Origin of the sequence: Burkholderia sp. Ac-20384, from assembly GCF_017104605.1 — a bacterium.
In the GTDB taxonomy this organism is placed as follows: domain Bacteria; phylum Pseudomonadota; class Gammaproteobacteria; order Burkholderiales; family Burkholderiaceae; genus Burkholderia; species Burkholderia lata.
In genome coordinates this window covers 1-17,358 of record NZ_JAAGPE010000207.1, presented here as the reverse complement: position 1 = coordinate 17,358, position 17,358 = coordinate 1, and the positions used below count along the sequence as shown (strand labels likewise).

Annotated in this window: 14 protein-coding genes; 3 read left to right on the top strand and 11 right to left on the bottom strand. The window is 68.2% G+C overall.

The genetic code is table 11. The annotated features are described in order from the left end of the window. Both G3O00_RS29235 and G3O00_RS29230 read right to left on the bottom strand, forming a co-directional pair. A partial coding sequence (locus tag G3O00_RS29235; protein WP_206145107.1) for an MFS transporter occupies positions 1 to 334 on the bottom strand: 334 nt, incomplete at its 3' end. 158 nt (positions 335 to 492) lie between these two features. Further along, positions 493 to 1,713 carry an aminotransferase class V-fold PLP-dependent enzyme gene (locus tag G3O00_RS29230; RefSeq protein ID WP_206145106.1) on the bottom strand — a complete coding sequence of 407 codons (1,221 nt, stop codon included), beginning with the start codon at positions 1,711 to 1,713 and terminating at the stop codon, positions 493 to 495. Positions 1,714 to 1,896: 183 nt separating this feature from the next. On the opposite strand from G3O00_RS29230, the gene G3O00_RS29225 reads away from it, so the two are divergent. Next, positions 1,897 to 2,601, top strand: coding sequence for a GntR family transcriptional regulator (locus G3O00_RS29225; RefSeq protein WP_174929848.1), 705 nt, complete (start codon positions 1,897 to 1,899; stop codon positions 2,599 to 2,601). A 45-nt stretch (positions 2,602 to 2,646) separates the two neighbouring features. Here the strand turns inward: G3O00_RS29225 and G3O00_RS29220 are convergent, their stop codons facing one another. The 7 genes from G3O00_RS29220 to G3O00_RS29190 all read right to left on the bottom strand — a co-directional run bounded on the left by G3O00_RS29220 (position 2,647) and on the right by G3O00_RS29190 (position 12,058). After that, a complete protein-coding gene (locus G3O00_RS29220; RefSeq protein WP_206145105.1) occupies positions 2,647 to 3,744 on the bottom strand; it encodes a porin in 1,098 nt (365 codons plus the stop codon). A 119-nt stretch (positions 3,745 to 3,863) separates the two neighbouring features. Then, positions 3,864 to 4,964: a porin gene (locus G3O00_RS29215; RefSeq protein ID WP_206145104.1), complete on the bottom strand. Its 1,101-nt coding sequence runs from the start codon at positions 4,962 to 4,964 to the stop codon at positions 3,864 to 3,866. A gap of 174 nt (positions 4,965 to 5,138) precedes the next feature. Next, the gene (locus G3O00_RS29210) at positions 5,139 to 6,773 is read right to left on the bottom strand and encodes an aromatic amino acid ammonia-lyase (protein ID WP_206145103.1); all 1,635 of its coding nucleotides are present in this window, start codon (positions 6,771 to 6,773) and stop codon (positions 5,139 to 5,141) included. 17 nt (positions 6,774 to 6,790) lie between these two features. Then, positions 6,791 to 8,113: an MFS transporter gene (locus G3O00_RS29205; RefSeq protein ID WP_206145102.1), complete on the bottom strand. Its 1,323-nt coding sequence runs from the start codon at positions 8,111 to 8,113 to the stop codon at positions 6,791 to 6,793. 36 nt (positions 8,114 to 8,149) lie between these two features. Then, positions 8,150 to 9,790: a urocanate hydratase gene (locus tag G3O00_RS29200; RefSeq protein WP_206145108.1), complete on the bottom strand. Its 1,641-nt coding sequence runs from the start codon at positions 9,788 to 9,790 to the stop codon at positions 8,150 to 8,152. Positions 9,791 to 9,814: 24 nt separating this feature from the next. Next, positions 9,815 to 10,906 carry a DUF917 domain-containing protein gene (locus G3O00_RS29195; RefSeq protein WP_174929852.1) on the bottom strand — a complete coding sequence of 364 codons (1,092 nt, stop codon included), beginning with the start codon at positions 10,904 to 10,906 and terminating at the stop codon, positions 9,815 to 9,817. Between the two features lie 261 nt (positions 10,907 to 11,167). Beyond that, on the bottom strand, positions 11,168 to 12,058 hold the full coding sequence (locus G3O00_RS29190) for a LysR family transcriptional regulator (protein ID WP_011356603.1): 891 nt from the start codon (positions 12,056 to 12,058) through the stop codon (positions 11,168 to 11,170). A 99-nt stretch (positions 12,059 to 12,157) separates the two neighbouring features. Here G3O00_RS29190 and G3O00_RS29185 point away from each other — a divergent pair, with 99 nt between their 5' ends. Together G3O00_RS29185 and G3O00_RS29180 are read left to right on the top strand one after the other, a co-directional pair. Continuing rightward, on the top strand, positions 12,158 to 13,543 hold the full coding sequence (locus G3O00_RS29185; RefSeq protein ID WP_206145101.1) for an amidohydrolase family protein: 1,386 nt from the start codon (positions 12,158 to 12,160) through the stop codon (positions 13,541 to 13,543). Beyond that, the gene (locus G3O00_RS29180; protein ID WP_206145100.1) at positions 13,540 to 14,817 is read left to right on the top strand and encodes a Zn-dependent hydrolase; all 1,278 of its coding nucleotides are present in this window, start codon (positions 13,540 to 13,542) and stop codon (positions 14,815 to 14,817) included. Before G3O00_RS29185 ends, G3O00_RS29180 begins: the two co-directional genes overlap by 4 nt. Before the next feature lie 33 nt (positions 14,818 to 14,850). Here G3O00_RS29180 and G3O00_RS29175 read toward each other — a convergent pair whose 3' ends face one another. Both G3O00_RS29175 and G3O00_RS29170 read right to left on the bottom strand, forming a co-directional pair. Next, positions 14,851 to 15,870: an AraC family transcriptional regulator gene (locus G3O00_RS29175; RefSeq protein ID WP_011356600.1), complete on the bottom strand. Its 1,020-nt coding sequence runs from the start codon at positions 15,868 to 15,870 to the stop codon at positions 14,851 to 14,853. A gap of 100 nt (positions 15,871 to 15,970) precedes the next feature. Further along, entirely contained in the window at positions 15,971 to 17,167 is a 1,197-nt protein-coding gene (locus tag G3O00_RS29170; protein ID WP_011356599.1) for a porin, read from the bottom strand. Positions 17,168 to 17,358: the final 191 nt, after the last annotated feature.

The window sequence follows — 17,358 nt, the reverse complement described above, 5'->3', positions numbered from 1 at the left end:
CTTCACCGAGCCCGAGCAGCAGGCGCGCGGCGAGCAGCGACGCGAGGCCGCCGGCCATCCCGGTGAGCAGCGTTGCAATGGCCCACAGCAGGCCGCACGCGAGCAGCGTGCGGCGCGCGCCGAAGCGGTCGCTGACCCAGCCGCCGATGATCTGGAACACGAGGTACGGATACGCGAACGCGGAAAACACGAGGCCGATCTCCGTCTTGTTCAGCCCGAATTCCCGGCCGAACCCGGCGGCGGCCGTGCTCACGTTCACGCGATCGAGGTACGTGATGAAGTACATCACGCATAGCATCACCAGCACGATGCCGGTCGCCCGGAACAGCTTCATGTTGTGTCTCCTTGATGTTGTCTGGCTTGCCGCTGCATCGGCGCCGGCTCTGGGGCCGCTTTCGTGTCGGTTTCGTGCCGATGCAGCGCGGCCGCGCGTCGTGCGGGCCGCAAAAGGGAGCGAGCGGTGTGCCTGCGGCGGGCCGCAGGCACACGCGTTCAGGCCGCCGCGCGCAGCGCGGGCGTGTGCGTATTGGTGGCGAGATAGTCCATCGCCGCGACGACGCCGCTCGCGGCCACCGGCACACCGGCGAGCTTCAACCCCATCTCGCAGCCGGCGAGCGTGGCCATCAGCGTGAGGTCGTTGCAGTCGCCGAGATGGCCGATGCGGAACATCTTTGCGCGCATCTTGCCAAGTGCCTGGCCGAGCGACATGTCGAAGCGTTCGTAAATCAGCTTGCGCACGGCATCCGCGTCGACGCCGTCGGGCATCATCACGCCGGTCAGCACGGGGCTGTAGACGGCCGGGTCCGCGCACTGGATCTCGAGACCCCAGGCGCGCACCGCGCGGCGCGTCGCTTCCGCGAGCCGCTGGTGGCGTGCGAACACGTTGTCGAGCCCTTCGCCGAGGATCATGTCGAGCGCTTCGGCGAGGCCGTACAGCAGGTTGGTGTTCGGCGTGTACGGCCAGTAGCCGTTCCTGTTCGCTTCGATGATTTCGTGCCAGCCCCAGAACGCGCGCGGCAGCGTCGCGTGCTCGCTCGCGGCGAGCGCCTTCGGCGACACCGCGTTGAAGCTGATCCCCGGCGGCAGCATCAGCCCTTTCTGTGAACCCGACACGGTGACGTCGACGCCCCATTCGTCATGGCGGTAGTCGGCGGACGCGAGCCCCGAGATCGTGTCGACCATCAGCAGCGCCGGGTGGCCGGCCGCGTCGATCGCGCGGCGCACGGCCGCGATGTCGGACGTGACGCCGGTGGAGGTTTCGTTGTGCACCACGCACACGGCCTTGATCACGTGCGCGGTGTCGGCGCGCAGGCGCGCTTCGATCATGTCGGGCTGCACGCCGCGGCGCCAGCCTTCGATGCCCGGCAGTCCGAGGAATTCGGGCTTCAGGCCGAGCGCCTCGGCCATCTTTTTCCACAGCGTCGCGAAGTGGCCCGTTTCGAACATCAGCACGGTGTCGCCGGCGCTCAGCGTGTTGGTCAGCGCGGCCTCCCATGCGCCGGTACCCGACGCCGGATAGATGATCACCGGCTGCGTGGTCTTGAAGATCTTCTTGATGCCGGCCAGCACCTTGAGGCCGAGCGCACCGAATTCGGGGCCACGGTGGTCGATGGTCGGATAGCTCATCGCGCGCAGGATGCGGTCGGGCACCGGGCTCGGCCCCGGAATCTGCAGGAAATGGCGGCCGGACGGGTGGAAGTCGAGTTGCAGCATGATCGTTCTGTCTCCTTGGTTGCATTTTGAATTTTGCATGCAAAATACTTTAGCAGAGCGATCCTGCCAAAACCAAGCGCTGATTTCACCGAAAATGCCGGTGTTTACCCGACATTGGCGGGGAGATATTCGGGTCGGGCGAGTTGCAGTAGAATCGCGGGAAGCAAGAGGGAAGGACTTTGCATGCAAGATTTGAATGATCTGGAGCAGGTCGGCACCGCGCCGGCACTGCCGAAACTGGAGCGGCAGCGGCTGCACGACACGGTCGTGGAGCACCTGCGCAAATTCATCGTCGAGGGCGTGCTCACGCCGGGCATGCGGCTGAACGAGCGCGAGCTGTGCGAGACGCTCGGCATCTCGCGCACGCCGCTGCGCGAGGCGTTCAAGGTGCTGGCGGCCGAGGGGCTGCTGGTGCTGTCGCCGAATCGCGGCGCGAGCGTGTACCGGATGAGCGAATCGGAGATCCGCGAAACGTTCGAGCTGATGTCGGGGCTGGAGGCGTTTTCAGGCGAGCTGGCGTGCGAGCGGATCACGCCCGCGGAGCTCGCGGAGATCAAGGCGCTGCATTACTCGATGCTCGCGTGCCGGATGCAGAACGACCTGCCCGGCTACTACAGCCGCAACCAGGAAATCCACGACCGCATCAACGAGGCCGCGCGCAACTCGGCGCTGCGCGCCACGTACCAGTCGATCAATCGCCGGATCATGTCGATGCGGTTCCGCTCGAACCAGCACGTCGAGAAGTGGGATCGCGCGGTGCACGATCACGAGGAGATGATCAAGGCGCTGGAGGCGCGCGACGGCAAGGCGCTCGCGGCGATCCTGCGGCGGCATCTGCTGGAGAAGCGTGACGCGGTGTTGCTGCTGCACGCGGAAGCGGACGCGTAGGCACCCGCCGCACGCACGCCGTCATGGCGCCTTGAAGGCGCGTGTTCAGAACGCCGTGCGCAGGCCGAGCCCGGCCGAATCGCCGTTCCCGTAGCCGCTCGCGCGGTCGCGCATGTACGCGACGTAGACGTCGGTCCGTTTCGACAGCCGGTAGTCGTAGCCGAGCGCCCAGGTCGTTCTCGACGGGCGGTCGCGGCCGTGGCTTTTCGCGGCCATCACCGATGCGAGCAGCGTGCCGAAGCCGAGCGGCACCGCCGCGCCCAGTTGCCCGCTATGCGTGCCGAGCCCGCCACCGTCGATCGCGTCGTGCACGTACTGGTAGAACGCGGTGAACTTCACGAAGGTCAGGTCGTAGCCGACGCCGGCCAGCACGGCGTCCTGCTGCGTGAACCCGGCGATGGAGGCGTTCAGGTCGCCGGGCATCCGGTCGAATTTCGCCTGCTGGAACGCGAGCGTTGCGCTGAACGCGCGGTGCCCGTCATAGGTGACGCTGCCGCCCCACTGGTTCGCGCCCGCGTGGCCCGGCTCGTTGCCGGTCGCATAGATCAGGCTTGCCTGCAGCGCGTGTTCGCCGGGTGTCGAAACCAGCACCGAATTGCTCCAGCCGTTGTCGCCGACGAGGCCTTGCCCCGCTACGCCCTTGTACATCTGGTTCAGCGCCGGTGAAAAGCCGAACGACGTCGAGAACGGGTTGAAGCGTACGGCGGAGATGTAATACGGCGTCGTGTTGCGTCCGGCGCGCAGCACGCCGTACGGCGTCGCAACGCCGACATACGCATTGCGCCCGAAGAACGTATCGCCGCTGAAGCGGCCGGCGCCGCCGTTCGACGGGCGCATGAACGCTTCGAGTGCGAACTGCAGCGCGTAGCCGCCGCCGAGCGCCTCGCGGCCGCCGATCCCCCAGAAGCTCGTCGTGAAGCCGCCCGAATTCATCGCGACCGCGCGCGGCTTGCCGAGACTCTTTTGCGTGCCGACATAGACGTCGGCCAGCCCGTACAGCGACACGGACGACTGGGCCGCGGCTTCGTCGGCGATCGTGCAGGCGATCAGCGAAGCGCCGACGGCCGACAGCAGCCGGCGGTTGACTGCCGGTGCGAGCCGGCGACGTCGCCCGCTTTTGTTCCGGTTCGAATGAGTAGGCATACTGATCAAATCATCTGAAGGAAGTGAATGGAATGCTGCCGCGTACCGATGCTTCGCGACGTTTGCCGACCGACCGGCTGACGGCAGGCTTCACGCCCGACCGTCAGCCATCGCGAACGTCAGAACGCGTGGCGGATACCCGCGCGGCCCACCGCCTGTTTCTGGTTGCCCGACGGGTTGAAACCCGCGATCTGCGCGACCGGCGCGTCGCCGGCCGCTTTCTGGAACGCGCCCATCACGTAGACGCTCGTGCGCTTGGACAACGCGTATTCGACGCTCAGGTTGAACTGGTGATACTTCGGCTCCGCGTTCGTCGCATGATCGCGGCCCGTCGTGTACGTATAGCCCGCGCCGATCGTCACGGCCGGCGTCGGCGTGACCAGCGTCGACAGCTCGTAGTTCTGGAATGTCGCGTCGTGCCCCGCGCTGCCTTGCTGGAAGTTCGTGTTCGTGAAGTCGGCCAGCACCTTGAGCCACTGCACGACCTGGTACGACGCGCCGACGCCGAACACCTTCTGCGCACGCGCCGCATCGAGGTAGTTGCCGTAGATCGCGTTCGTGAAGCCCGGATAGTTCTGGTAGCCCTGCGTCGACACGCCCGGGTTGTTGATCCGCAGATAGCCGATGCCGAAGCCGACCGGGCCCGCCGCGTAGCTCGCGCCGACGCTGAACGTCGCGTTGTCCGAGAAGCGGCCGGGCTGTCCGCCGAACGCGTAGAGGCCGCCGAACGTGAGGCCCGCGATCGTCGGGCTGCGGTATTTCACCGCGTTCGAGATCGGGAAGCCGTTGTCGGTGTTGTCCATGTCGTTCGGGTGTGCGAAGTAGTAGCCGCCGATGTTGCCGTTCAGCGTGAACGGCTCGACATAGTCGACGATCGAATCCCACTGGCGGCCGAGCGTGAGCGTGCCGAGCTTCGTGTCGTTCAGGCCGACGTACGCATTGCGCGAGAACGCGAGGCCGCTGCCGAGGCGGCCGGAGTTGATGTCGAAGCCGCTCTCGAGCCGGAAGATCGCGCTCAGGCCGCCGCCGAGATCCTCGGTGCCGCGCACGCCCCAGCGGCTGCCGGCCGTCACGCCCGACGCGAGCTGCACGAGATGCTTGCCCTGCACGTTCGATACGTAGTCGACACCGTCTTCGACGATGCCGTACAGCGTGACGCTGCTTTGCGCGTGGGCGGTGGCGGCCGCGGCGAGCGGCAGCGCGAACAGGATTTTTTTCATGATGGTGTTCCGGTGCGGGGTGGTTGAAAGGCGGCGCGCGGTGGCTGGATTCGGTCGCGTGCGAACGGGCGAAATGACGGAAGTGCCCCGCGCCGTGATCGAACGACGATCGCGGCGGCGGGTGCGGTGGGTATGGCAGCTAACGGGCGTAACGAAGGAAGGGCGGTGCGCCGCTCAGTCGCGATACGCGCGCAGCAGCGCATCGGCGGCGCGGAAGTCGGGCGTGAGCGGGCGGTCGCTCTGGAGGAACGCGACCTTCGCGCGCAGTGCGCGGTACAGCGGCTGCGTGGCCGGCGCGAGCGTGAACGACGGCTGCTTGCGCTGGCGCAGGTCGATCGCCTGCGCCGCCTCGATCAGTTCGAGGCCGAGCAGCGTATAGCTCGCGTCGATCTGCTTCTGCACGCGCTGCACGACGTCGGGCGCGTTCGTCGCGACGTCCTCGATGCCGCCGGCGACCGGAAGGTAGTCGAGCGACACGGGCATCGCGAGCGACTTCACCGTCATCGCGAGCGCGGTCGGCGGCTTCTCCATTGCGCCGAACGCGTGCACGGTGTCCTCGGTGCCGAGGAAGCGCGAGAGGCCGGTGAGGTGCGGATCGTTCAGCTTGACGATGCGCTGCGCGGACGCGAGCGCGTTGTGGCCGAGTGCGAGCCCGAGCTGTTCGAACGCGAGCACCCACGGCAGCGGTTCGAAGTTCGCGCTCGGCAGCACCGCGCCTCCGCCGTCGACATAACCGGCCGCATCCTGTGCGCGGTTCGACTTCGGCGTGACGCCCACCGCGACGCCCGGGTTGTCGTCGCTCGAGTTCAACTGCACCTGCAGCAGCGCACGCGCTTCGCCGGAGGTGCGATCCTCTTCGCCGAGCAGGTACACGCCCGAACGGAAGCTGAGCGGATCCTGCAGCGGCCGGTCCGGATCGCGATTCCACAGGCTGCTGCCCGCGAGCAGCGTGCGCAGGGCGGCGCCCGCGCGCAGCGTCGCCGGGAACGGCCGCAGCGCGAGCGTGTCCTCGCGGAACGGCGACACGTTGCCGTTCAGCCCCTGCAGGCTCAGCGCGAACACGAGCTTCGACACCTGCGCGAGACGCGCCATGTCGGTGAGCGCCAGCGCGCCCATGCCGGTCGAGTACGCGTTGGAACTGAGGATCGCGAGCGCATCCTTGCCGTACGGGCGAATCGTCGCGATGCCGGCCGACTTCAGCGCATCGGCGGCCGCGACCTTGCGGCCCTGGTAGTACACGTCGCCTTCGCCGAGCATCGCGAGGCCGACGTGGCTCAAGATCGTGATGTCGGCTTCGCCGATCGAGCCGTCCGCCGGCATCGCGGGCGTGACGCCGCGATTGAGGAACTGCGCGTACGCATCGACGATCGCGGGCTGCACGCCGGCGCCGCCGTCGAGCATCGCGTTCAGGCGGGCGGCCATCGCGGCGCGGGCCACGCGCACGCTCATGTCGGGGCCGACGCTGCCGGAGTGTGCGTGGATCAGCCCGATGTTGAAGCGTGTCGACGCGTCGATGACCTCCTGGCTCAGCTTGCCGTGCGCATCGACCATCTCGCGGTCTTTATTGAGGCCGACGCCGACCGTCAGCCCGTAGATCTGCTGGCCGGCTGCGGCGGCCTTCAGCAGCACGTCGTGCGCGGCGACGACCCGCTGCCGGGCGGCCGGTGCGATCGACACGGCTTCGCCGTCGGCGATGCGTGCGATCGATTCGGGCGTGACGGACCGGCCGTCGAGCGTGACGTCCGCGAAGGCCGGGACGGCGGCGAAAAGCGCGAGCGCGATCGCGCTCCGCATGAGGAAGCGTTGCATGAAGCGGTTCTCCGAATTCAGGCGTGACGTGACGTGGAAGACAGCGCGGCGATCGACGCGAGCGCGATGACGCTCGCGACCATCACATACCAGGCGGGCGCAAACGGATTGCCGGACCGTTGCGTGAGCCACGCGAGAATCGCCGGAGCGAAGCCGCCGAAGATCGTCGTGGCGATGTTGTAGGACAGCGACATGCCGGTCGCGCGCACTTTGGTCGGGAACAGCTCCGACAGCGCGGCGGGCGCGACGCCCGTGAAGATCGCGACCATCACGCAGAACGCGCTCTGCACGACGATCAGCGCGGCGAGCGTGTGGACGCTGGCGAGCCAGTGCAGCAGCGGATACACCGATACGAGCATCAGCACGGCACCGGCCGTCAGCACCTTGCGCCGGCCGAAACGGTCGGACCAGCTCCCGGCGCACACGCAGGTGACGGCCATCAGGCAGTTGCCGACCAGCGACGCGATGAACGCGTCGCGCCCGTCGAAGTGCAGCGCGCGCTGAACGTGCGTCGGCATGTAGATCACCAGCGCGTACACGCACACGGCCCACAACACCGAGAACCCGGTGCCGACCACGAGCGCACGCGGATAGTCGCGCACGACCTGCAGCAGCGGCGCCTTGCGTTCGGCCGGCGCATGCGCGGCACGCGCCATCTCCGCGCGGAATTGCGGCGTTTCGTCGAGCGTCTTGCGCAGCCACAGGCCGACCGGCGCGATCGCGAGGCCGAGGATGAACGGGATCCGCCAGCCCCAGTCGCCGATCTGTTCGCGCGACAGCGTGAGCGTCACGCCGGTCGCGACCAGCGCGCCGAGGATGTTCGACGCGGCCATGCTCGCCTGCAGCCACGACGCGTAGCGGCCCTTCTTGTCCGCCGGCGCGTGCTCGATCAGGAACGCCGCTGCGCCGCCCACTTCGCCGCCGGCCGAGAAGCCCTGCAGCAGGCGGCCGCACAGGATCAGCAGCGGCGCGCCGACGCCGATCGCCGTGTACGGCGGCGCGAACGCGATGATGCCGGTGCCGGCCGCCATCACGAGGATGGTCAGCGTCAGCGCGGCCTTGCGGCCCGCACGATCGCCGTACACGCCGATCGCGAGCGCGCCGAGCGGCCGCGCGATGAAGCCGATCCCGAACGCCATGAACGCCTCGACCAGCTCGGTGCCCGTGTCGCCGCGATGGAAGAAGTTCTGCGCGATATACACGGCAAAGAACGCGTACACGGAAAAGTCGTACCACTCCAGCGCGTTGCCGATCGACGCCGCGGCGATCGCGCGCCCGGCACTCGAGGTAGGGGGCGACACGGCGTCGGCCGTGTCGAGGGGAACCGCGGTTTGCTTCACTTCGATCTCCTGTCCTGTCGTCGTGCGAGCCGGCCGTTACAGCCGGATGTGCGGAATCTGCTTGCGCTGCGCTTCGTCGAGCGCTTCTTCGTAGCCGGCGTCCGCGTAACGGATCACGCCGAGTGCGGTGTCGTTCGTCATCGACAGCGTCAGCCGCTCGTTCGCGGCCGCGCTGCCGTCGGCGACGACGGTGATGCCCGCGCTCGTCATGTAGCCGCTGTAGCCGCCGCCGCCCGAATGGATCGCGACGAGATCGGCCATCGACGAGCAGCTCATCATCGCGTTCAGCAGCGGCCAGTCGGCCACCGCGTCGGAGCCGTCGCGCAGGTTCTCGGTCATGATGTTCGGGTGCGCCATCGCGCCGGCGTCGAGGTGGTCGCGCGTGAACGCAACCGGCCCGGCCAGCACGCCGTCGCGGACCATCGCGTTGACCGCGAGCGCGAGCCGCGTGCGCTCGCCGTGGCCGAGCCACGCGATGCGGGCCGGCAGCCCTTCGAACGGCACGCACTCGCGCGCCTTGCGGATCCAGTTCGTGACGATCCGGTTGTCCGGGAAGTGTTCGAGCAGGTAGTCGTCGATGACGCGGATGTCGTTCGGGTCATTCGACAGCGCAATCCAGCGGAACGGGCCGATTGCGCGGCAGAACAGCGGGCGCAGGAACGCTTCGGTGAACACCGGGATCTCGAACGCGCGTGCCACGCCACCATCCTTCGCATGCGTGCGGATCAGGTTGCCGTTGTCGAACACGATCGCGCCGCGATCCTTGAAGCCGAGCATCGCTTCGACGTGCCGCACGATCGACGCGCGGCTCGCGTCCATCAGCTTCGTGCGGTCGCTGTCGCGCAGCGCACGCACTTCGTCGAGCGTGTAGCCCGACGGCACGTAGCCGTACACGAGATCGTGCGCGGCCGTCTGGTCGGTGACGATGTCGGGCACGACACCGCGCGCGAGGATCGCCGGGAACACGTCGGCCGCGTTGCCGAGCAGGCCGACCGAGATCGGTTCGCGCCGGGCCTGCGCGCCGCGGATCAGCGCGAGCGCCTCGTCGAGATCGCGCGCCTGCCGTTCGAGGAAACCGATCTGCAGCCGCTTGTCGATGCGCGTCTGGTCGATCTCGACGACGAGCGTCGCCGCGTTCGCCATCCGGCCCGCGAGCGGCTGCGCGCCGCCCATCCCGCCGAGGCCGGCCGTCAGGATGAAGCGCCCGCGCAGGTCGTTGTCGAAATGGCGCTCGGCGATCCGCGAGAAGATTTCGTAGGTGCCCTGGATCACGCCCTGCGAGCCGATGTACTGCCAGTCGCCGGCCGTGAGGCCGCCCCAGCAGATCAGGTTGCGCCGCTCCAGTTCGTAGAAGTGCTCGGCTTTTGCCCACTGGCCGATCAGGTTGCAGTTCGCCATCACGACGAGCGGTGCGCTCGCATGCGTGCGCAGCAGCGCGACGGGCTTGCCGGACTGCACGACGAGCGTCTCGTTCTCGTCCATCGTCTTCAGCGTGCGTACGATCGCGTCGTGCGACGGCCAGTCGCGTGCTGCGCGGCCGAGCGCCGCGTAGACGATCAGCTGGTCGGGATCCTCGCCGACGGCGAGCACGTTCTCGAGCAGGCGAAGCAGTGCTTCCTGGCGCCAGCCCTTGCAGCGCAGCGTGGTGCCCGAGGTCACGTCGAAGGTGCGGGTCATCTGGTTCGTCATCGTGCCCCCCGGTCAGCGCGCGAGCGCATAGTCGGCGATCGAGATGCCGAGCGCGGCTTCGACCGGCGGATACACGGCGGGATCGAACACCGACGACGACAGCGGAATGTGCGCCTTCGCCACCCGCAGCACGTGGATCTCCATTCCTTCCTTCAACTGGCCCGCGCTGACGGGGCGGCCTTCGGCATCGAGCGTCGTGATCACGTCCGGGTAGGTCGCGATCCGCTCGCCGTGCGCATCGTCCACCGCCATGTGTTCGTTCATCACGTGAATGACCGCGCGCTGCGTACCGCTGCCGAGATAGACGAGGCCGACGTCGAACGCTTCGCGCGTGTATTCGAGCGTATTGCGCTCGACCTTGCCGCTCGCGATGATCTCGCCGTGCGTGGCCGCGCAGATCGCGTCGATCACCGCGCTGCCGCCGCGCCGCTCGGCGTCGATGATCGCTTCGCCGAGCGCGAGTGCGCGGCTGATGCCGCCGAGCGCCGCATGCTGGCGCACGTACGACGCGCGAATCGGGTTGCGGCAGCTCGCGATGAAACCGCCGGCCATGTCGGCCGCCTTGCGCAGCACGGGCGACACTTTCGCGGTCGCGCCGCGCACGACTACTTCCATGTACGCATGGTGTTCGCGGTTGCCGCCGGCGGCGGCCTGGATCATCGGCGCGGTGCTCGACGCGAGGCCGAGCGAGCCCATGTCGCCGGTCGGATGCGCGCGGATGTCGCCCACTGCATCGACCACCTTGGTGCCGAGCAACGCGGACGGCAGCCACGCGTTCAGCGTGCTCGACATCCCGTTCTGCCCGATGATGAGCCCCGCGAGCGGCGCGCCGAGCGCGTCCTGCACGAGCTGCGCGGCCTTCACGTAATCGGCGCCGAGCATCTGCCAGTCGGTGAGGCCGCCCGGTGCGCCGATCGCGGCGGCCGTGGCGATCCACGCGTCGTCCGGCAACTCGTCGATGCTCACCAGTTCGGGGCGGCCGATCGTGACCGCGAGCGTGCCGAGTTCACGGCCGTGGTCGGCCCAGCCGCCGCCGCCGCATGCGAAAACCGAACCGCCCTTGACGGCGGCTTCGACGTCCTTCGAAGACAGAATGCGTCCCATGTGTCGTTTGTCCTGAGAGGGGAAAAAGGCCCGTACGCGCCGGCCGGAAAGCCTTGTGTGGCGGTACTGTCCAAACGATTCTAGGGACGCCGAATATTGAGCGTTATTGCTATTTTATGGAGACTTCATAACGCAATGTTAAGCGTAGGGTAATCCCGGTGACGCCCGAACGACGGATGTCGAACGGGGTGATCCGCCGCCGTCGGTACTACGCCGAAACGCAGGCTGGACAACGGTTTCAGCCTGCTCGGGCAACGCAATTCACGCGGGGGCGGAGAGCGCGTGCAGCGTGTCGATGAACTCGTGCGCGAGGCGCGACAGCGGTGCGAGTACGGGGTGCAGCACGCTGACCGGCGCGGCGATGGTCGGCACGATCGGCTTCACGACGATCTGCGGCCACACGGGGCCAGCTACCGTCAGCTCGTCGATCAGCGCGATGCCGGTGCCGGCCTGCGCGAGCGCGCACGCGACGTGCGCCTGCTGCACTTCGATCTTGACCTGCGGCACGAGCCCTTCGTCGCTGAACAGCCGCCGCACCAGTTGCCCGAGCGGGATGTCGCTGCCATAGCCGATCAGCGGCTGGTCCGCGAGATCGCGCACGGCCAGCGTCTTGCGGCGCGCGAACGGGTGCGATGCGGGCACGGCCGCGACCATCCGGTTTTCATAGAGGCGCTGGCTTTCGACGTTCGGGTGCGTGTCCTGCAGGAACGCGATGCCGAGCTCGACCTGCTGCGTGAGCACCGCCTGCAGCAACACGCTCGGGATCATCGTGTGCAGGATGATGCGCACGTCGGGAAAGCGTTCGTAGAACGCGGCAATCGCGCGCGGCAGCAGCGACTGGCCGAGATTGGGGCTGCACGCGATGCGCAGGTGGCCCATCCGGTTCTCGATCAGGTCTTCCGCGATTTCGTTGACGCGCTGCACGCCCTGGTACACCGCATTCACTTCGACGAACAGCCGCTGCGCTTCCGGCGTCGGGTAGAGCCGCCCCTTGATGCGCTCGAACAGCGCGAGGCCGAGCCGCTGCTCGGCATACGAAATGAGCCGCGAGACGGCCGGCTGCGACACGTGCAGCAGCTTCGCGGCGCCGCTGATCGAGCCGGTCAGCATGATGGCGCGAAACACCTCGATCTGGCGCAGGTTCAGACGCACAGCCTTAACTCCATGTTATGTGGGGACGATAAATCGGCATGAGACATTCTGGCAGAGCGCTGCCTAAACTGCTCGTGATCAAAAAAGCAGGAGGCGCAGATGAGCGAATTCGAACAGGTGGTGCGCGGCCGGTTGGTCGATGCGCGCGAGGTGGTCGACGATGGCTGGCTCGCGATCAGGCACGGGCGGATCGCCGCGCGTGGCACGGGTGCGCCGCCGGCGGCGCGCGACACGATCGATGCGCGCGGGCAGTGGGTGCTGCCGGGCGTCGTCGACGGGCAGGTGCATGCGGCCAGCCAGGCGAACCAGGAGGGGCTCGGTCACGCGTCGCGTGCGGCCGCCGCCGGGGGCGTGACGGTGATGGTCGACATGCCGTACGACGATCCGGAGCCGGTCGCGTCGCGCGCGCAGCTCGACCGCAAGATCGCGGAAGCCGAGCGCGATTGCCACGTCGACGTCGCGCTGTACGGCACGCTCAACGCGAAGCACGGCCTGGAAGCAGCGGCCGGGCTGATCGACGGCGGCGTGTGCGCGTTCAAGTTCTCGACGTTCGAGGCGACGCCCGGCCGGTTCCCGCGCGTCGAGGAGGACGTGCTGTACGACGCGTTCCGGCTGATCGCGCCGTCGGGCCTCGCGTGCGGCGTGCACAACCAGATGCAGGACATGACGCGCAAGAACATCGCGCGGATGATCGAGGCCGGCGATACGGGCTGGGACGCGTTCCTGCGCGCGCATCCGCCGCTGATCGAGAACCTCGCGACCGCGCTGATCTACGAGATCGGCGCGGAGACGGGCGCCCGCGCGCACGCGGTGCACGTGTCGACGTCGCGCGGCTTCGAGCTGTGCAACCTGTTCCGGAAGGCCGGCCATCGCGCGAGCATCGAGACCTGCGTGCAGTACCTGATGCTCGACCACGAAACGCACACGAAACGCTTCGGCGCGAAAACCAAGCACTATCCGCCGATCCGGCCGCGCGCCGAGCAGGATCTGCTGTGGACGCACATCGCGCGCGGCGAATGCACGTTCGTGTCGTCGGATCACGTGAGCTGGGGGCTCGAACGCAAGGGCGACCCGAACGTGTTCCGCAACGCGTCGGGCGGCCCGGGGCTCGAAACGCTGTTGCCCGCGTTCTGGACCGGCTGCGAACAGCATGGCATCGCGCCGACGCGCGTGGCCGAACTGCTCGCGACGAACCCGGCGCGGCATTTCCTGCTCGATGACCGCAAAGGGTCGCTCGATGTCGGCGCCGATGCGGATTTCGTGATCCTCAGGCCGGAACGTTATGCGTTCGATCCGTCGCGCAGCCTGTCGGCCGTGCAGTGGAGCGCGTTCGAAGGGATGGAATTCACGGTGCGGATCGCCGCCACGTACTGTCGCGGCGCGCTCGTGTACGACGGCGAGCGCATCGTCAATCCGGCGGGCTCGGGCCGTTTCCTGAAGCCGCACGGCAGCCGGTCGATCGCCACACATCAGGAGCACGCATGAATCCGACGGATTTCCCTTTCCCGCCGCTGAACGCCGAACGCCTGAACGCGCGTGTCGAGCGACTGGCGCGCTTCACGCGGCCCGATGTCCCGTGGACGCGCCGCGCGTTCTCGCCGCTGTTCACCGAAGCGCGTGCATGGCTTGCCGCGCAGTTTGCCGAGGCCGGCCTCACCGTGTCGATGGACGCGGGCGGCAACCTGATCGGCCGCCGCGAAGGCAGCGGCCGCTGCACGAAACCGCTCGTCACGGGGTCGCACTGCGACACGGTGGTCGGCGGCGGCCGCTTCGACGGGATCATCGGCGTGCTCGCGGGCATCGAGGTCGCGCATACGCTGAACGAGCAGGGGATCGTGCTCGACCATCCGTTCGAGGTGATCGACTTCCTGTCCGAAGAACCGAGCGACTACGGCATTTCGTGCGTCGGCAGCCGCGCGCTGTCGGGCGTGCTCGACGCCGGCATGCTGCGCGCGACGAATGCCGAAGGCGAAACGCTCGCGGAAGCGCTGCGCCGCATCGGCGGCAATCCGGACGCGCTGCGCGAACCGCTGCGCGCGCCGGGCAGTACCGCAGCGTTCGTCGAGCTGCATATCGAACAGGGGCCGGTACTCGAGACGCGCGGCTTGCCGATCGGCGTCGTGACCAACATCGTCGGCATCCGGCGGGTGCTGATCACCGTGACCGGGCAGCCCGACCATGCGGGCACGACGCCGATGGACATCCGTCGCGACGCGCTCGTCGGTGCCGCGCACCTGATCGAGGCCGCACATGCGCGCGCGTCGGCGCTGTCGGGCAATCCGCACTATGTCGTCGCGACGATCGGGCGGATCGCGATGACGCCGAACGTGCCGAACGCGGTGCCGGGGCAGGTCGAGCTGATGCTCGAAGTGCGCAGCGACAGCGACGCGGTGCTCGACGATTTCCCCGAGGCGCTGCTGGCCGGTGCGGCCGCGCGGCTCGACGCGTTGCGGTTGAGCGCGCGTGCGGAGCACGTGAGCCGCGCACGGCCGACCGATTGCCAGCCGCTCGTGATGGATGCGGTCGAGCAGGCGGCCACGCAGCTCGACTATCCGAACATGCGGCTGCCGAGCGGTGCGGGGCACGATGCGATGTACGTTGCGCCGACCGGGCCGATCGGGATGATCTTCGTTCCGTGCCTGGGCGGCCGCAGTCATTGCCCGGAAGAATGGATCGAGCCGCAGCAGCTGCTCGACGGTACGCGCGTGCTGTATCAAACGCTCGTCGCGCTCGATCGTTCGCTCGCAGGCGCGGCGTAACAGCGGCCCGGCCGTGCCGCGCGGCGGGGGGCGCTACGCCGGCCGCTGCCCCTCGCGCGGCCCGTGCCCCGTCCACCGCTTGAACGCGCGCCGGAAGTTATGCGCGTCGCTGAACCCGACTTCGTGCGCGACGTCCTCGATCGACAGCCGCGGGTTGCTCAGCAGCGTGAACGCGCGCTTGCGGCGGATCGTGTCGATCACCGTCTGATACGACACGCCCTGGTCGGCGAGCCGCCGCCGGAGTGTGCGCTCGCTCATGCACAGCTGCGCGGCGATTTCGGCGAGCGACGGCGCATGCCGCAGGTCGCGCCGCATGATCCGTTCGATCGATTCGAGAAACTCGGTGCCTTCGGGTTCGGGCGGCAGCGCGTCCTGCAGGAATTCGAGCGCCTGGCGATGCGCGAGCGGATCGTGGGTCGCGATCGGGCGGTTGCCGAGCGCCGCGTCGCATGAAAACAGGTTCTGCTCCTGTTCGAACCGCACCGGGCACGGGAACACGCGCGTGTACTGCTCCGCATAGGCCGGCGGCGGGTAGCTGAGATCGACGACCTTCGGCTGGAACGCGGGGCCGACGAGCGAGCGCCCGATCTTCATGAAGCTGCCGAACGCTTCCTCGACGAGGAACGCCTCGATGTCGGGTTCGAGAAAGACGTTGGTGGCGCGGATCGACAGCGTGCGCGCATCCGAGATCACCTCGAAGCGCATCAGCGGCCCCGTGTGGCGCTGCAGTTCCATCCCGACGGAGATCGCGTCCTTCAGCGTCGGGCTCGTCAGCATCGCATAGCCGACCAGGCCGATCGACGCGATCGTCTCGCTCGTGCCGAGTTCGAGGCCGAGCGCCCGCCCCGGCGCCATGTCGAGCGCGCGGCGGATCATCGTGCTCGCCTGGCGCAAGGAAATCCGGCACGACGGATTCGACAGGTCCGCGACGTCGAAGCCGAGCCCGAGGCACAGCCGCGTGGGGTCGATGCCCAGCTCCTTGCTTGTCTCCGCGAGGCACCGCAACAGATGGACCGGCAGATTCGCCGTCGTATAACGGTCGGTATCGTCCATGGATGCTCCGTATTTTTTTCCATGGATTGTACTCGTCCCGCCCGGCCGGAGACCCGGTGCCTCCCCGGCCACGATCGCCCACATCCGGCGCGGCCCCGCGTCAGAAGTAGTGGCGCAGGCCGACCGTCGCGCCGAGCTGCGTGGTGCTCGTGCTCGGCGACTGCCCGTTCACGCCGACCAGCTGCGCGCCGATCAGGCCGCCGCGATAGATCGCGTAGTCGACTTCCGCGTAGAGCATGCTGCGCTTCGACAGGCTGTAGCCGGCGATCACCTGGAACTGGCGCGCGCGGCCGTCGAAGTCCGGCGTATAACCCGACTGCGTGGTCCACCATGCGTTGACGGCGGCCGTGAACGCCGACGTGAACCGGTAGGTCAGCCCCGCGAGCGCCATCTTGCGGCGCCGGAACCCGCCGGGCGTCGACGGATCGGCCACCTGCGCGGGCGAGATGATGCCGAGCGCGGCGAGATCGGTCGAGCTGAACGGGCCGTTCTCGAACGACGTGAAGTCGTTGTCGCGCGCGTTCTCGATATAGCCGGCGTTGACGGTCGCGTTGCCGAGCGTGACGGAGCCGCCGCCGCCATAGATGTCGAATTTCGCGTGCGTGACGTCGTCCCAGGTGCGCATGAACGATGCGCCGACCGTAAACGGCCCCTTGTCCGGCGCGTACGCGATCGCCGCGCCGGCCTGGCTGCCGAGCACGCCGCCGCCCGCATGGCCGCCCGGCGCGTACTGTGCGAGCAGGTACAGGCTGCCGAGCTGCGCGCCGTACTGGATCATGTTGCTGGTGCGCGCGCCCGCGAGCATCGTCTGCTCCGGCTTGAACAGGTTGAAGTACGGATCCTGCGGGCCGGCCCACAGGTTCGAGCCGTAGGTCAGCGACACCATCTCGAACGGCACGTTGTACTGGCGGCCGAGCGCGAGCTGGCCGAGCGACGTCGACGTGAGCCCCACGTACGCGACCTGGAAGAAGTTCGGCGAGCCGGCCGGCACGATCGCGCCGCTGTTCGGGCCGAAGTGGCTTTCGACGTTGAACTGCGCGGACAGCCCGCCGCCGAGATCCTCCTGGCCCTTGAGGCCCCAGTAGCTTTCCGTCAGGCCGCCGCCGTCGGCCATCGAGATCTTGCGGCCCGTCGACACCGGCGAGCCGTCGGCGCCGTACGACACGCCGTGCGTTTCGTAGCGGATGCCCGCATCGATCACGCCGTACAGCGTCACGTTGCTTTGCGCGTGCGCGCCGGTACCGGCCAGGACCAACATCGCGCAGCACGCGGCGCGAACGCTATCGTGACGATTCATTCTTTGGGACTCCGCATCGACAGGGGGACGGCGGCTCGTACCGCCGGAAACGAATGTAGAAAGCCAAATTTGCGCGGGCCAAGGCCGCGGCGGCCATTCTCATGGTGCGTCGCGGCCACGCCATGGCGCACTGCGGTCAGCGCGACGGCGACGCGCTCGCCACCGCACCGGGCGTCGCGCGGCGCAACGCG

What these genes read in the sequence shown, in the direction of transcription:
- G3O00_RS29170 (WP_011356599.1), bottom strand. Translation starts at nt 17,167, where the DNA reads ATGAATCGTCACGATAGCGTTCGCGCCGCGTGCTGCGCGATGTTGGTC.
- G3O00_RS29225 (WP_174929848.1), top strand. Translation starts at nt 1,897, where the DNA reads ATGCAAGATTTGAATGATCTGGAGCAGGTCGGCACCGCGCCGGCACTG.
- G3O00_RS29220 (WP_206145105.1), bottom strand. Translation starts at nt 3,744, where the DNA reads ATGCCTACTCATTCGAACCGGAACAAAAGCGGGCGACGTCGCCGGCTC.
- G3O00_RS29180 (WP_206145100.1), top strand. Translation starts at nt 13,540, where the DNA reads ATGAATCCGACGGATTTCCCTTTCCCGCCGCTGAACGCCGAACGCCTG.
- G3O00_RS29175 (WP_011356600.1), bottom strand. Translation starts at nt 15,870, where the DNA reads ATGGACGATACCGACCGTTATACGACGGCGAATCTGCCGGTCCATCTG.
- G3O00_RS29200 (WP_206145108.1), bottom strand. Translation starts at nt 9,790, where the DNA reads ATGACCCGCACCTTCGACGTGACCTCGGGCACCACGCTGCGCTGCAAG.
- G3O00_RS29215 (WP_206145104.1), bottom strand. Translation starts at nt 4,964, where the DNA reads ATGAAAAAAATCCTGTTCGCGCTGCCGCTCGCCGCGGCCGCCACCGCC.
- G3O00_RS29210 (WP_206145103.1), bottom strand. Translation starts at nt 6,773, where the DNA reads ATGCAACGCTTCCTCATGCGGAGCGCGATCGCGCTCGCGCTTTTCGCC.
- G3O00_RS29185 (WP_206145101.1), top strand. Translation starts at nt 12,158, where the DNA reads ATGAGCGAATTCGAACAGGTGGTGCGCGGCCGGTTGGTCGATGCGCGC.
- G3O00_RS29230 (WP_206145106.1), bottom strand. Translation starts at nt 1,713, where the DNA reads ATGCTGCAACTCGACTTCCACCCGTCCGGCCGCCATTTCCTGCAGATT.
- G3O00_RS29195 (WP_174929852.1), bottom strand. Translation starts at nt 10,906, where the DNA reads ATGGGACGCATTCTGTCTTCGAAGGACGTCGAAGCCGCCGTCAAGGGC.